Genomic DNA, 14,572 nt, shown 5'->3' with positions numbered 1-14,572 from the left:
CTTAATCAGCCATCATTTGCCTCTGGCGAGCTGGCCCCGTCGCTGTGGGCCCGCACTGATCTTGCCCGCTATCAAACCGGGCTGCGCCTGTGCAGTAATTTCTTTGTCATGCCTTATGGCGGCGTGAAGAATCGACCGGGCACAGTGTTCTTGAACTCAACCAAGGACAACGGGGTAGCGCGCCTAATTCCTTTTGAGTTCAACGACGAGCAAACCTATGTACTGGAGTTTGGCAGCCTGTACATGCGCGTCTATAAAGACGGAGGCATAGTAGAGGTAAGTCCTGGCACACCTTATGAGATAGCCACGCCATACACTGCTGCGCAGTTGTTCGAGCTTAATTTCACGCAAAGTGCTGATGTGATGACCATCGTCCATCCTTCGCATCAGCCTCGCAACTTGTCGCGCCTTGACCATGATGATTGGACTCTGGCGACAATTAGCTTCGTTCCGAGTATTTCAGCGCCGACAGGGCTTGGTGCTGCTGCACGCTCAGGCGGAGCTGGCGACACGTCTAACTATGGGTATGTCGTTACCTCGGTGATTGATGGCGAGGTAATAGAGGAAAGCCTGCCATCCACTGCTGCAACCGTGGCAAGCTGGGACAACAAACCAGGTGCCGTGCTTACGTGGACGGCTGCCGTTGGCGCTGATTATTACAACATCTACAAGGACAATACCGGGTCAGGAATATACGGATTTATCGGGCGCGCAGACACCCTCACATTCACGGACGTGAATATTGGTGCCGTCAAAACTGACACGCCGCCTAATGGCAACAATCCGTTTGTAGGTGCTGGCAACTACCCGGGCGCTGTTGGTTACTACCAGCAGCGTCTCTGCTTCGCTGGCAGCAACAACAACCCTCAAACCGTATGGATGAGCAAGACCGGTAACTTCAACAACTACGGTTATGCGACCCCGGTTAAAGACGATGACTCAATCACGTTCACAATTGCATCACGCCAGGTCCAGCGCTATCGGCATCTGCTGCCGTTGCGTCAGTTGCTTGGGCTGACAACAGGTGGTGAGTGGGTGATTGATGGCTCAGATTCTGGGCTGACACCCAAGACAGTGCGCGCTGAAATCCAGAGCTATAACGGCAGCTCGAAAATCCCTCCCATCGTTATCAACAATAGCGCGATCTACATTCAGTCCCGGGCAAACTCTGTGGCATCGCTGGCTTATAGCTTTGAAAGCGACGGGTTTTCAGGTGGCGACTTGACTAAGTATTCGCCGCATTTTTTCCGCGGTTACACGCTGGTTGATTGGACCTATCAGCAGATACCGGACCGGCTGGTGTGGTCTGCTCGAAGTGACGGCGCGCTTCTTGGTATGACATTTCTGCCAGAGGAAGAACTCATAGCCTGGCATCAGCATCACACTGACGGGTTTGTGGAGTCGGTTTGCAGTATTGCTGAGGGTGATGAGGATGCGCTCTACATGCTGGTTCGTCGCACAATCAGCGGAACAGCAAAGCGCTATGTTGAGCGCATGGCATCGCGCCGGTTTGACCGGATGGAGGATGCGTATTTTGTAGATTGCGGCCTGACCTATGACGGCCGCAATACATCTGCAACGGCCTACCTTCGACTCACTGGCGCGCCAAGTTGGAAGTATCCAGAGCTAGTTACCGTTACCGCAACAGGCGCAGCACCATTCACCCTTGGCAGTGTTGGACGCACCTATAGACTGCGATCAGGTGCTGACATTGTGCGCGTCCAGGTCACGGCTTACACGTCGACAACGGCTGTCACCGCCAAGCTACTAGAGGTTTGCCCGGAAAGCCTGCGTGACATTATGGTGAGTGATTGGGCGCTCATGGCCGAAACGCTGTCTGGGCTTGGGCATCTTGAAGGGAAAACCGTTTCAGTGCTGACTGATGGTGATGTGCATCCGCAGAGGCAGGTTATCGGTGGATCAATCAGTCTTGAATATGCGTCAGCAGTGGTTCATGTAGGCCTTCCATATGCTGCCGAACTGGAAACGTTAGAGGTCGACTTTCCGGGCCAGGAAACGCTGCTCGATAAGCGCAAGGTAATCCCGGGTGTGACAGTTTTCCTTGAGCAATCAAGGAATTTTTGGGCTGGACCCAAGCAGGGCGACAAGCTCTATGAGCAAAAAGCTGACTACAGAGTGACCTATGACGCACCGGTGAGCACAGTAACCGGCGTGAGTGAGCTGAAGATTCAAACCGTATGGGGCGAGGCTGGGCGCGTATACATCCAGCAGCCAGATCCATTGCCTTTGACAATCTTGGCATTGATTCCAGACGTGGTGGTCAGTGGCAAAGGCTAAGGTTTTGCCTCTACTTGAGGCCGATATCCTGGGTGTTTCGCGCATTGTTCGGCAGGCAGACCGTGACGAAATTGAAGGTGCTCTACAGACGCCTATTGAGCAGGCTTTGCGCGAAGGTGCTCTTGGCTACAAAGCCAGCAAGATTGTCATGGATGGCAAGGTGTTGGCTGTTTTTGGGGATGCGCCCCATTCAGAAGGTGTTGGCGTGCCGTGGCTTATCAGCACTGTTCACGTCACCCGCCACCCGAAAGCTTTCCTGCAGGTTTGCAAGCCTGAGATTGAGGAAATGCTAACTCGCAGTGAGCTGCTGATTAATTTTGTGGATGTAAGGAACACTACGGCCATTCGCTGGCTGACATGGCTTGGTTTCGAGTTCGGCGAGCCTGAGCCATACGGGCCGCTTGACGTGCTGTTTAAACGATTCTGGATGCGGAGAACGCCATGTGCGTGAGCAATCTATTTAACGCGTACGCCGCCAATGAGCAGGGCAATTACCTTAATAGCGTGGCAAAGGTTAATGCCGGCCTATCTGATCGAGCAGCCGCTGACGCCATTGCAAGAGGCGCAATTAGTGCGGACGAGCAGCGCCGGCAAACACAGCAGGTTATCGGGGCCCAGCGGACAGGGTTTGCTGCAAACGGTATCGACGTTAATACCGGAAGTGCGGGGCAGATTCAAAACGACAGCGCAGCTCTGGGTGAACTGGATGCGCTCACGCTCATGAATAACGCGTCACGCGAAGCATACGGCTACCAGGTTCAAGCAATGGATCAGCGGCGACAGGGCAAGCTTGCTAAATATCAAGGAAAGATGGAGGCGGTCGGCTCTATCCTGGGCGGCGTCGAGAAGGCCTATACGTTCGGACAGGGTGGCGCATAATGGCACGCGTACCGGCAATAGAAGGGCGCCAGGTTCAGCTGGCAGGCACTGGCGCGCAAGGTTTCAGTATGCGCGCACCGGATGTATCAGGGCTTACTCGCGGCTTGGAGCAAGCTGAAAACGGCGTTATGCGTGAGGTGCAAAAGCAGCGCGAAGAGGCAGAGACGGCGCAAGTCAAGGAGGCTGCCCGGGCATATGATGAATACGAGCAAGATTTAAAGTTCAACCCCGAGACAGGGCTTTATACCCGTAAGGGCAAGAATGCTGCCGACATAACCAATATTGGAACAGCTGAGCTTGATACGAAGTATGACGAAATCGCGAGCGGTATTCAGAATGAGCGAGTAAAAAAGCGCTTTGATGATTACCGATTAGCCAAGCGTGCTCAGTTTGGGCAGGAGTTCAATCGCTACGAGTTCCAGCAAAACCAGGTGTATAAGGATGAGGTTGATGCCGGGTCTCTGGAAACAACTTTGCAGGGCGCCGCGCTTTACTACAATCAGCCTGAAAAAATTGCACAGTACCAGCAGCAGGCGGCTGCGCTCGTAAAGTCGAGAGCTCAGCGTAAAGGTACAGCTGAAGAACTCACCCAGGCCGAACTGCTTAAAACGAACAGTTCAATGATGACTGGCGTGATTCAGCGCCTTGCAAATGATGATCCCTACAAGGCAAAAAGCTACTTCGAGCAGCAGCAAGGCGGGATGACGGCTGAAGACCAAGTGCGCGTCGACAACCTGATCAGCCGTGAAATCAAGTCTCGAGAAATTGAGGCTAAGCAGCTTCAGGCCATTGGCCGAGCTGAGCTGTCATCACGGGTTTCTGATGCGTCGGCTGCGTACCTGTCGGGCTTTGATTACGAAAACCCGCCATCGCAAGCAGAGTTTATTGCGGGCTATGGCGCCGAGGATGGTGCTAAGCGTTATGAGCAATTTGTTAAAGCGCAAGGCCTTGGGCGCGCCATCCAGAGTATTGCAAGCGCCAGCCCGGAAGAGCGCCAGCAGATCATCAATGACTTCAACCCGGCAAAAGACGGCGTGGCCAGCGCTGGGTTTCAGCAAGACGCCAAACTATACGGCACGCTGATCAATGCAGCGTCTCGCCTGGGCTCTGAAATGCAGAGTGACCCGGCGCAGTATGTGGCCGCACGCAGTCAAATAGTGAAACGCGCTGCGCAGGGTTTGTCGAGCGGGGACCCGGCTGATGCTGATGCATATGCAAACGCAACCATTGCTGAACAGCAACGCCTTGGCGTGGCGTCTCCCAAACTATTAACCGACAACCAGGCAGCAAGCATTGCCGCCAGCTTCTCAAACACTACCGATGGTGGCGACAACGCCGCCAAGATGATCGAGCAACTGCAAGGGCAGTGGGGCAAGCACTGGCCGCAAGTGTTTAGCCAGCTGCAAGGCAAGCTCCCGGGCGCGGCATTGGTCATCGGAACAGGTGTCGATCAGCAGACCGCATCGACACTTGCACGTATCGCCCCAATCAAAACCGCTGACCTCAAGAAAGGACTGGATAGCACTGACACCACTGAGGCTAAACGAACTCTCAATGACCGATTTGCAGAGTTTCGCAACACTTTGGCGGGCCAGGCTGGCGGTGAGCGCACGTTTACCACTCTTTATGATGAGGCTGAGCGCCTGACCTATGCCTATATGAGGCAAGGCAAGAGCTATGCCGATGCGGCCGAATTGGCAACTAAGTCGCTTATTGACGACAAGTACACCATCAAGGGCAGCTGGCGGGCGCCCAAGCAGCTTGACGCCGACATTATTGAGGATGGCGCCGAGAAGTTCATTGACGCCATTGATCCCAGCACGATTGCCTTTGCTGTGCCTAGCGGCGTGAGCGAAGACTTTGCCAAAGAGCGCGTCAAGGCTGCGCTGAGCAAGGACGCATACTGGGTGACAGCACCAGACGAGTCAGGCCTTGCCCTGTATTACGGTGGCGGCGCTGTTCTCGACAAGGAAGGCAACCCCATCATTCAAGGGTGGGATGATCTTGCCGGTGAATCGGCTAAGGTTCCGTCGCTCTTTGATCGCTTCAATGAAGGCCGCGAGAAGATGATTAACGCTGAAAAGCAACGCCTTAGCGGCCAAGGTGCAGAGCAATGACAATCTATACGGACGGCCTGATTGTCGATCGCCAGAGAAACTTGCTCGACGATGTAGTGAGTGGGCAGGGAGATACAGCAGAAGCGGCCTTTGATCAGGCGCTGTTTGAAAACCCGACAATGGCCTTGCGCCGTTCAAGCGAGCTAGACCAGGCGGAAAAAGGGCGAGTAATCCAGAACGAGCAACAGGGCTGGGGTTATGTTGCCCCGGAAGTTCGAGAGGCGCCAACTACTCCACTACTGAGCGCCGAACAAGCGCGGGAGCGGGTAAAGGAATCAGGCCTTGAACTCACGATTGGTGACGAAGGCATTCGCGAGGGCGCGCTCGACATCCTGATGACCCGGAAAAAAGCAGAGACGCAGCGCAAGTTTGTGCTCGACAACGCGCCTGTTTCGACGGTTCCGGTGCAGCTTCTTGCTGGGTTTGCTGCATCGGCGATTGACCCCATCAACATCGCGTCGGCATTTGTCCCTATTGTCGGTGAGGCGCGGTATGCGTCCATGCTGGCCCGAGCCACTACGCGCGCGGCAAGGTTTGGTGTTCGCGCCAGGGTCGGTGCGCTTGAGGGTGCTGTAGGTGCCGCACTGGTAGAGCCGCTGGTTTTGCATGCTTCCGCACAAGACCAGTCTGACTACGATATGACCGACAGCCTGTTGAACATCGCTTTCGGCACTGTGCTGGGCGGCGGGCTGCATGCTGCCGGCGGTTATGTTTCAGATACGCGGCGGACGGCAGGCGGGATGTTTTCGGGGTCTTTAAGCGCATCAACCGCTGGCGCGGTAGACAATGCGCCAGGCGCGACTGTCGAGCAAAGAGCATTGCGCGACATGGCAATACTGCGCGGCGATGATGATCCGATGACGGCTCTCAATGAGTCCCTACGGCGGGCCATTGAAGCCGACCGCCCAAAAATTGCAGAGGCTGCCCGGATTCAGGCGACCGAAGAGCTGACGCCGACCATTCGGGCTGAGCTGGAAGAGATAGCCAACGGCAAGCTACCCAATATCGCCGATATCAGAACCGAGATAAGCGCGATCACTAAGCGGGCCAACGGCCTTGACGCTACGTTCAAGGAGAGAGCCAAGCAGTTCCAATCTCAGCAAATGACACGCAAGGAAGCGGAAAGGGCTGCGCGTGAGTCAGTCGCCCTTGAGCGCCAAGAGCTTACGGAACGCCAGGCTGAAATGGAGCAGTCGCTGGAGGGTAATCGCCAAGCAGAGCAGGCGCGAGCAGAGCTTGGCAGGCTTGAGCGCGGGGAACTGCCGGAGCAATTCAAGGAGCGGGTCGGTGGGCGTGCAAGTGAGATAGAGAGCGGCTTTGGCCTAAATAACACGGCTCGATCAGTTGCAGAGAATGCGCCGTGGCAGGTCAGAGAAAGCGCTTTGCGCTCGGCGGTATCTCAGGCCGTGACCGGGCGGCCAATCGATGTGCAGGCCATTTTCGATCTAGCAGACCCGATCAAGCGGGATGCCGCATTGGCCAGACTCAAGGAACCGGTTAAAACAGTAGCCGACCCAGAAGGCGAAGTGGCCAGCTATGCCGCCGACCAAACATCAGACGCCCTTGATCCAACGGATCTTGAGGGTGCGGAGAAGATGCTCGCCGACGAGGAAGCGCTTACCTATGAAATGGCAGAGCAGGCTGGCGTGGACGTTGAGCCATACCTGAAGGAAGCCAACACAGTCTCACAAGACGCTGACGCCTATGCAGCGGCCTACCGTGCAGCAGCACTCTGCCAGTTGAGGACATAATGAGCGCAAACGATTGCATTGATAAGATCCAGGCGGCCGCTAAAGCAGCTGGGCGCGAACTCAACCTTGAGGAAATGATCGAGATTCAGGAAGAGCTACAAGGCCGAATCAAACAGCTTCAGGCGACGGACGACACCCAAAGCACTGAGGAAGCAGCATTGAGAGCGGCGGACGAACTTAGCCGCAAGGTCAAACTTGCCGCTGTGATTGAGAAGCGCAACGCCATGCTCAATGCACGTCGCCGCGCGGAACTGGTTGGCTATATCCGCAACCAGTGGGCGGATCGGCCTGATATTGGACTTGAGTCATTCCTTGTGGGGACCAACGTCGCTCGATCAGGTTCGCGCCGGTCCGTTGCTGCCGAGCAAAAGCAGCTTGCTCAGGGCTACATTGCCGGCTTTCTGAATGACATTGAGCGTGACGGCCTTATGCCGTTTCTCACTCGCGGCGACCTGGAGGAGGACATTGCGGACGCGCTGTGGCGTATCGGTATGGATAAGCCGCTTGACGGCATTGGCACAGAAGCTCAAGCCATTGCCAAAATCATGCAGAAGTACCAGGAGACAGCGCGCATTGATGCAAACCGCGCCGGAGCTTTCATTAACAAGCTACCTGGTTATGTGGTGCGACAGTCACATGACCCGTATAAGTTGCGCCGCGCAGGTTACCAACAGTGGCGCGATGAGATATTGCCACTGCTGGACGAGCGAACCTTTGCGGGCAACGCCGATCGAGACGGATTTTTGCTGGCCACTTACAACGGCCTTGTTTCTGGTGTTCACTTAAAGACCGGCACGCCAGACCCGAGCGGCTTTAAAGGGCCTCGCAACCTGGCCAAAAAGGTAAGCGCCGAGCGAGTCTTGCACTTCAAGGATGGTTTGGCGTGGAATGAATACAACAAAGTCTATGGCACGGGATCTTTGCGCGAGTCATTCCTTGGCGGCATTGATGCCATGGGAGAGCGTACAGGGCTGATGCGACGACTGGGGACCAACCCGGAAGCGAACTTTAATGCTGCGCTGGATGAACTGCAGCTTGACTATAAAAACGATCCAGACGGGTTGCGCAAGTTCAACGACGACCGGCGCGGCCTGCTAAAGACTCGTTTTGCTGAGGTGGACGGCACGGCCCGTATCGCAGTTAACCAAGTAGGCGCCCGGGTTGCCTCGAATATCCGTGCCTGGCAATCAATGGCCAAGCTGGGTGGGGCGGTTATCTCGGCTGTTTCTGACCTGCCAGTCGCAGCGAGCGAGCTTCGGTATCAGGGCAAGGGCATGCTGGGATCAATGGGTGATCTTATCGGCGGCCTTATGGCTGGCCGAAAATCCGAAGATCAGCGCGAAATTCTATCCAGCCTTGGCGTGTTCTTCGATAACGTGCGCGGCGATGTGGTCAGCAAGTTCAGTGCCGACGATACGCTGGGTGGGAAAATGAGCCGCGCACAGCAGATGTTTTTTAAGCTGAACGGCCTGACCTGGTGGACTGACACCATGCGGTCTACGGCGGCCTTGATGATGAGCCACAACCTGGCATATCAAAAGGGCGCTGGATGGGACCAGCTCAACCCAGACCTACGCCGAACACTGGAGCTGTTTGAGTTTGATAGCGGGCGATGGGACCTTATCCGTGGCACCGCCTCAAAAGAGGCAGATGGCCGCGAGTACATGACCACCCAAGGCATTGACTCAATACCTGAGGCTGACCTATCAGCGTACTTGACCAGCAAGGGCCGCACAGTAAACAACGCTGCAATCGGCGAGCTGCGCGAGGACTTGCGCGGTCAACTGCGCAGCTATGTGACTGACCGGGCGAGTTATGCGGTGATCGAGCCAGACGCACGCACCCGGGCGATCATGCGCCGCGGCACCCAGCCGGGCACTATTTCCGGTGAACTGCTCCGTTTTGTCGGTCAGTTCAAGGCTTTCCCGATCGCTGTTTTGCAAAAGTCGATTGGCCGCGAGCTATACGGTCGTGGCTACACGCCGAGCGCGTATGGTGCTGGTGCTGGCAAAGAGATCATTCAGTCGCTTAAAAATGGAGGCGGTGAAAAAACGGGCGTAGCGCAGCTCATGTTGTGGACCACCTTGTTTGGCTATGGCGCCATGGCAACAAAAGACATGCTTAAGGGGCGTGAGCCAAGACCAGCGGACGATCCTAAAACGTGGGTGGCAGCAATGCTGCAAGGCGGGGCGCTTGGTCTATACGGTGACTTCCTGTTCGGTCAAGCCAACAGATTTGGTGGCGGGCTTACTCAGTCGTTATCAGGGCCGACTCTTGGTTTGATTGATGGCGGATATGATCTGTACGCACGAATGCGCGACGGTGACGACGCTGCAGCGGCATCATTCCGGTACGCCATACAGAACACCCCGTTCGCAAATCTCTTTTACACCCGAGCGGCGGCAGATTACCTATTTCTATACAGCGTTCAAGAGGCGTTGAATCCCGGATCATTGCGCCGTATGGAGCGCCGTATAGAGAAACAGAATGCGCAAAAATTCTTGCTCAAGCCTTCTCAGAATTATCAAGACCCGCTTGGCATAGCCAACTAACAGCAAATTATTAAATCAGCCCGCCTTAGAGCGGGCTTTTTATTGCCCGCAAAAGGAGCAACGGCATGACCGTGCAGACCACAACTAACGTCGCAACTGGCATCGGTAATGGCGTAACAACTGTTTTTCCTGTTGGGTACAAATTCAATCAGGACGCCGACCTGGTTGTATTTCTGATTGAAACCGCAACATCGATCGCAACCCTTCAAATCCTTAACTCAGATTACAGTGTGCAGGGTGCTGGCGATGACGATGGCGGCAGCATCACCTTCCTGGCGGCTGCTCCGGCTTCTGGTTACAGCGTGAAAGTAACCCGCCTTGTTGATCTTCTTCAGCTTACTGACTTGCGCAACCAAGGCAAATTCTTTGCTGAAGTGCATGAGGATGTATTTGACTTGCTGGTGATGATGATTCAGCAAGTCGCTCAAGCCACAGATAGCTCGCTTCACCTAAACGAAGCTGGAAACCAGTGGGATGCAAAAGGGCATCGTATTGTGAACGTTGGCGATCCTGTCAATGATCAAGATGCTGCAACCAAATTATGGACTCAGCAGTACATAGCACAGCTTCTGGAGGCAGGCCAAGGACCGGTTAACAACGCGGAAAACGTTATCTACATCGGTCCCGATATGGTGGCGCATGTTGTTCAGGATCTATCGGGTCCTGACGGGGCGGAGTTTATTGGGCGTGGCGCTGAAACCGTTGAAGATGCCTTAGTTGATCTTGAGGATCGCGCCGACGATATCGAGCTAAAACTGGCAATCCCTAACGGGAATTTGATTGGTATAGCCCGAGAAAACAGGGTCAACACCCTTGCGCGGTTCGATACCTTTCCTCAGCGTGTTGTAGGCAAGGCGCTCTATCGGGCTATTTATGACCACTTTGGGCAAATGGATTTATTGCCAACTGGTGAGATTTACCTGATTTTTCGTACTGCGACTGACCACACTGGTGGCACTGACGGGCGTTTGGCTTTTAGCAAGATTGGGCAAGATGGAACATGGAATGAACCGACCATCATTGCAACTGCTGCGGGTGGTGATGACTTTCGTGATGCTGCGGGCGGGACTATGCCTAGCGGCAGGATTATCTGCGCAGGTACGGTTTACGAGACTGGCGACTTGCATGTGTTTGCATCGGATGACTACGGCGCTACGTGGTCACTCAAGCAGACGATTCTCAAGGGTGCGACTGATTACCGATTTGCCCATGGCAAAGGGTTCCAAATCGGCAATAAGTTCGTCATTCCTTACTACACTGCGACCGGCGCTGTTTACCAGTTGCGTTGGCTTGAGTCCACAAACGGCGGGGATACTTGGACAGAGGGCGCCACTGTCTACAGTGGTGCAATTGCCTATAACGAAACTGCCTATCTCGATCTGGGTGGTGCGGCGGTTCTCGCGGTTGCGCGTATTGGCTCAGGTGCGGGCGGCAAGCTTCGTCAGTTCGTCTCGCTTAATGGTGGTACGACATGGACCGACCAGGGCGACGTGACTGCCCAAAATGGTGATTCAACTGATGTTGTCGTTTCGCCATCGCTTTCTTATGTCTACTCAGAAGGTGGCACCCCGCACGTTGTTCTGTTCTATACGAATCGAACCCAGCACTTCTGCTACTACCGCACCATTCCCGTATCGAAGGCTGCGGCGGGCGCGGCGGGGTGGTCTGACCGGACATCTGTTTACAGTGCTCCGTCCGACTCAGGCTATCAAAGCCAGGTTGTGCTCGGTGGGCGCCGCATATTGGGGACCGTGTTCCGTGAGCTGTCAGCATCAGCATCAGGTGCTTTCCAGTTTGAGGCCAACATGGGAAGCCTTCCAGACTATGAAAGCGACTGGACCGCTGTTGTAGCTTCAACGCTCTATACGTTTGCACACGGGCTGCAGCATCCACCGCGCCGGGTTGAGGTCGAGTACGCATCAAGCTCTAACCCAACAACGTGGACAAAGGTTTATGCATCTTTCTTCAATGATGGGGCGAACAAGGGTAGCGGTGCCCAGGTTGAGATTGGAGCTACAAACATCAGAGTCGGAACCGGTGCCGCCGTGTGGGGTACTGCATACTTTGGCGGGTTTGACGCCACGACAGGAGCGCGCGTAACGAGCGGCTTCTACCGTGTGCGTGCTTGGATCTAATAGAGTTGGCTTGCTGGAAGGGCGTTTCTTTTCGGAGAGATTGCCTTAGCTAGCTTCATCGCTGGCATTTCAATAAATTTATGCACAAGCAAGCTGGCAATTAGCGTGCAAGGAAGCGCGCCAAACAGCAGCAGATAAAGCTTATCTAGCTTTTCGGTGATACCAAAGTGCGGCGCAATTAGGTTCATTGCAGCCATACCGATAACACCGTGCAACATGTAAATCGAATATGACAACTCCCCAAGCTTTTCCATCACTGCATGCGCGATTGACTCAGTGTTAATGGAAATACAAGCAACCGAATAAACGATGGCCACCAGCAGGCCTGTAAAGGCCAGGCGGTTAAAGCCTGTAACGATCGATATCTGATTGCCTGACGCTGGATAAATAACGAATGCTGCAGCAGCTAAGCCCAGCGTTAGCAGTGCTGTCTTTTGCTTAATAATCACGCCATCAATATACAGCTTGCCTAGCGCTACCCCGGCTAGGAACAAGAAGCCTTGGTTTGCTGGGTGTACATAGTCAGCCCATCCGCTGCCAATATCTTTGGCAGTACCGAGAACAGAGAACGCATAAAACGCATAGACACCAAGCGTGCCGATAAACGCCCAGGCAAAAAGAGCAGGGCGCTTTACCAGCAAGGCCAGTATCGGGAAGAAGTAATAAAAGACCATCTCGTTACCAATCGACCAGCCGCCTGTTGCGATGTATTTGGTTGGCGCATAGAAGCCAAAAGCAAGCGTTAGGTTGGCGATTAGGTTCGCGGTATCAGGCACGTAAGCGGGCTTCATGATCTTAACCACCAATATGGTGGATAACGTTGCTACTGCAAAAAGCGGGGCTATACGGAAAAAGCGCTTTATCAAGTATGTAAATGTCTCGCCCATCGACCATTCACTTTTTCGATATGCGATAAACATCGACATGCCGCTGATGATGTAGAACGTCGATACCGCATAGATCCCCAGCTTGCCGAGAACGGTGTCGCTTGCTTGGCCGCCAACCGACCATGATGCAAAGTGATATAGCAGCACTGCGGAGGCCATCGCGCCACGTAGGTAATCAATTGAATGGACTCGCATTTTCTTTCCTAAAGTAAGCTGTTAAATGATCCACCAGCAGACGCGGGATGGTACATCAGCGATCTGCGCGAGGCGAGTTTGAAGGTAAAGCCTTCATTTAGGGTATGCGCGAACTGCACGCGATCTAACAATCCGGAGTAAATCATGACCCTCTCTGAAATTCGGGAGCAGGCAATCACGCCTGCCTTCCAGCTTTTGCCTGCGCGCATGAAAAGCGTTGAGGCTGAATTGATGCTGCTGGCTATAGGGTTGCAGGAAAGCCGCTTTAAGCATCGACGGCAGATCGGAGGCCCTGCGCGTGGCTTCTGGCAGTTCGAGCGAGGAGGCGGAGTAGCTGGGGTAATTCAGCATCCGGTAAGTCGTGAGCATGCATTGAAGGTGTGCGGTGCGCGCAACGTCAGGCCGATTCCCGATCAGGTTTACCAGCGACTGGAGACTGATGATGTTCTGGCCGCTGCGTTTGCTCGACTGCTGCTTTGGACTGATCCGGCGCGCCTGCCAAAGGTCGGTGATAGTGCCGGGGCTTGGGATTTGTATCTGCGCATCTGGCGACCAGGTAAACCTCACCCTGACACCTGGGGCGACTTGTACGCCAAGGCGGCACAATGCTTAACCTCATGAGCGTGCGGAATCTTGCCATTGTCGCCACTCTATTAGCGGTTTTCCTCTCGGGCGCGTGGATTAATGGCGCTCGCTGGGAGGCAAATCACACTGCCTACGTGGCCGATGTTGAGCGCCGAAACTCCATAGCCCTGGACCAGGCTCGATCAGAGGAACAACGCCGTCAGACGGCAATAGAGGGGATTCGTAAAGATGCTCAAGACAAGATCGATGCTGCAGCTATTGATGCCACTGTCGCTGGGGCTACTGCTGACGGCCTGCGCGCAGAACTCGACCGTATCAAGCGTGCCCGCTCCAGTTGTGCCAGTGCTACCAACGGAAGCCAGGCAGGGGCCGACTCAACCGCTGTGCTTACCGACTTGCTTGAAGAAGTGGAACGAGCAGGCCGAGCAATGGCTCAAGAAGCTCAAAGGCGTGGGAATGCAGGAAGGGCCTGCGAAAAGTCTTACGACGCCCTCTAACCTAAATCAATAACTCGCCTTATCCGCTCCAAACCATTTAACCCAATGGACAGGCACGCCGGCCGCTTCTGCTGCTTTTCTCAGGCTGCCGGTGTCGGAGTCACCCGGGAAGGCGACCATGCCGTCAGGCTTTAGCTCGAGCATGGACCTGTTCCGGGCTTCGTCTGCTTTATCGCCCAGGGTCGTGCGCTGAGCTTCGATCACAGTGCAGGGAACGCCCCGGCTCTTTGCCCAAGCCGCGATTAACTGATCAGCGCCCCGGTCGTTGCTGCGAATAATCTCGGCTATGACCCGGGTGCGGTGGATGTAATCAAGGAGCTCGTAGACGTAAGCGCCATCTTTGTACTTGTGGCCACCGCAGGCAATTATGCGTACGGACATTGCTGTGTCTCTGGTGTTGGTTTGGATTGAGTATAAGGCCCAGGACGGGCAGGAGGGCGCGAAATATCTTCCCCAAAATACAACCATAAGTCTTTGATTTTGTTGGGTCGGGAAGTCTTGCAAAACGCCTCATTGCGAGGCGTTATTTATATTGCAAGTCATTGATTTAAAAGGATAAGCAGCAGTTTAGTTTGGCGTTCCAGGCTTTTATGCCGAATAGGGTATAAGTCATTGATTTTATTGGGGGCAAATGACTTCCCCAATACCTCCCCAATATTTTGACAAAACTAATTGT

General features: G+C 54.5%; 11 protein-coding genes. 9 read left to right on the top strand and 2 right to left on the bottom strand.

The window, feature by feature from the left end:
- Nucleotides 1–144 precede the first annotated feature (144 nt).
- From CHB79_RS06740 to CHB79_RS06710, 7 genes are all read left to right on the top strand, one after another.
- On the top strand, nt 145–2,298 hold the full coding sequence (locus CHB79_RS06740; protein ID WP_245851435.1) for a phage tail protein: 2,154 nt from the start codon (nt 145–147) through the stop codon (nt 2,296–2,298).
- Entirely contained in the window at nt 2,285–2,749 is a 465-nt protein-coding gene (locus tag CHB79_RS06735; RefSeq protein WP_089359334.1) for a hypothetical protein, read from the top strand. The genes CHB79_RS06740 and CHB79_RS06735 overlap by 14 nt, the downstream gene beginning before the upstream one ends.
- The gene (locus CHB79_RS06730; protein ID WP_089359333.1) at nt 2,740–3,177 is read left to right on the top strand and encodes a hypothetical protein; all 438 of its coding nucleotides are present in this window, start codon (nt 2,740–2,742) and stop codon (nt 3,175–3,177) included. The genes CHB79_RS06735 and CHB79_RS06730 overlap by 10 nt, the downstream gene beginning before the upstream one ends.
- A complete protein-coding gene (locus tag CHB79_RS06725) occupies nt 3,177–5,294 on the top strand; it encodes a hypothetical protein (RefSeq protein WP_089359332.1) in 2,118 nt (705 codons plus the stop codon). Before CHB79_RS06730 ends, CHB79_RS06725 begins: the two co-directional genes overlap by 1 nt.
- Entirely contained in the window at nt 5,291–7,045 is a 1,755-nt protein-coding gene (locus CHB79_RS06720) for a hypothetical protein (RefSeq protein WP_089359331.1), read from the top strand. Before CHB79_RS06725 ends, CHB79_RS06720 begins: the two co-directional genes overlap by 4 nt.
- A 74-nt stretch (nt 7,046–7,119) precedes the next feature.
- On the top strand, nt 7,120–9,597 hold the full coding sequence (locus CHB79_RS06715) for a hypothetical protein (protein WP_245851380.1): 2,478 nt from the start codon (nt 7,120–7,122) through the stop codon (nt 9,595–9,597).
- 65 nt (nt 9,598–9,662) lie between these two features.
- Nucleotides 9,663–11,732 (top strand): sialidase family protein, encoded by a 2,070-nt coding sequence (locus tag CHB79_RS06710; RefSeq protein WP_089359329.1) that lies wholly within the window; start codon nt 9,663–9,665, stop codon nt 11,730–11,732.
- Here the strand turns inward: CHB79_RS06710 and CHB79_RS06705 are convergent.
- Entirely contained in the window at nt 11,729–12,814 is a 1,086-nt protein-coding gene (locus tag CHB79_RS06705; RefSeq protein ID WP_089359328.1) for an acyltransferase family protein, read from the bottom strand. The two genes, CHB79_RS06710 and CHB79_RS06705, sit on opposite strands and share 4 nt — an antisense overlap.
- A 144-nt stretch (nt 12,815–12,958) precedes the next feature.
- On the opposite strand from CHB79_RS06705, the gene CHB79_RS06700 reads away from it, so the two are divergent.
- Together CHB79_RS06700 and CHB79_RS06695 are read left to right on the top strand one after the other, a co-directional pair.
- Nucleotides 12,959–13,435 carry a hypothetical protein gene (locus CHB79_RS06700; protein WP_089359327.1) on the top strand — a complete coding sequence of 159 codons (477 nt, stop codon included), beginning with the start codon at nt 12,959–12,961 and terminating at the stop codon, nt 13,433–13,435.
- Nucleotides 13,432–13,896, top strand: coding sequence for a DUF2514 family protein (locus tag CHB79_RS06695; RefSeq protein ID WP_176443149.1), 465 nt, complete (start codon nt 13,432–13,434; stop codon nt 13,894–13,896). Before CHB79_RS06700 ends, CHB79_RS06695 begins: the two co-directional genes overlap by 4 nt.
- 6 nt (nt 13,897–13,902) lie before the next feature.
- Here CHB79_RS06695 and CHB79_RS06690 read toward each other — a convergent pair whose 3' ends face one another.
- A complete protein-coding gene (locus CHB79_RS06690) occupies nt 13,903–14,277 on the bottom strand; it encodes an SLOG family protein (RefSeq protein ID WP_176443148.1) in 375 nt (124 codons plus the stop codon).
- Nucleotides 14,278–14,572: the final 295 nt, after the last annotated feature.

The organism is Pseudomonas segetis (assembly GCF_900188155.1).
Taxonomy (GTDB): Bacteria; Pseudomonadota; Gammaproteobacteria; order Pseudomonadales; family Pseudomonadaceae; genus Aquipseudomonas; species Aquipseudomonas segetis.
Note: the sequence above shows the minus strand (reverse complement) of the source record. Positions and strands in the feature narration are given on the sequence as shown.

Bases quoted from the DNA above. Each gene is read 5' to 3' on its own strand.
- CHB79_RS06730 (WP_089359333.1), top strand. From the start codon at position 2,740: ATGTGCGTGAGCAATCTATTTAACGCGTACGCCGCCAATGAGCAGGGC.
- CHB79_RS06725 (WP_089359332.1), top strand. From the start codon at position 3,177: ATGGCACGCGTACCGGCAATAGAAGGGCGCCAGGTTCAGCTGGCAGGC.
- CHB79_RS06720 (WP_089359331.1), top strand. From the start codon at position 5,291: ATGACAATCTATACGGACGGCCTGATTGTCGATCGCCAGAGAAACTTG.
- CHB79_RS06715 (WP_245851380.1), top strand. From the start codon at position 7,120: ATGATCGAGATTCAGGAAGAGCTACAAGGCCGAATCAAACAGCTTCAG.
- CHB79_RS06710 (WP_089359329.1), top strand. From the start codon at position 9,663: ATGACCGTGCAGACCACAACTAACGTCGCAACTGGCATCGGTAATGGC.
- CHB79_RS06705 (WP_089359328.1), bottom strand. From the start codon at position 12,814: ATGCGAGTCCATTCAATTGATTACCTACGTGGCGCGATGGCCTCCGCA.
- CHB79_RS06700 (WP_089359327.1), top strand. From the start codon at position 12,959: ATGACCCTCTCTGAAATTCGGGAGCAGGCAATCACGCCTGCCTTCCAG.
- CHB79_RS06695 (WP_176443149.1), top strand. From the start codon at position 13,432: ATGAGCGTGCGGAATCTTGCCATTGTCGCCACTCTATTAGCGGTTTTC.
- CHB79_RS06690 (WP_176443148.1), bottom strand. From the start codon at position 14,277: ATGTCCGTACGCATAATTGCCTGCGGTGGCCACAAGTACAAAGATGGC.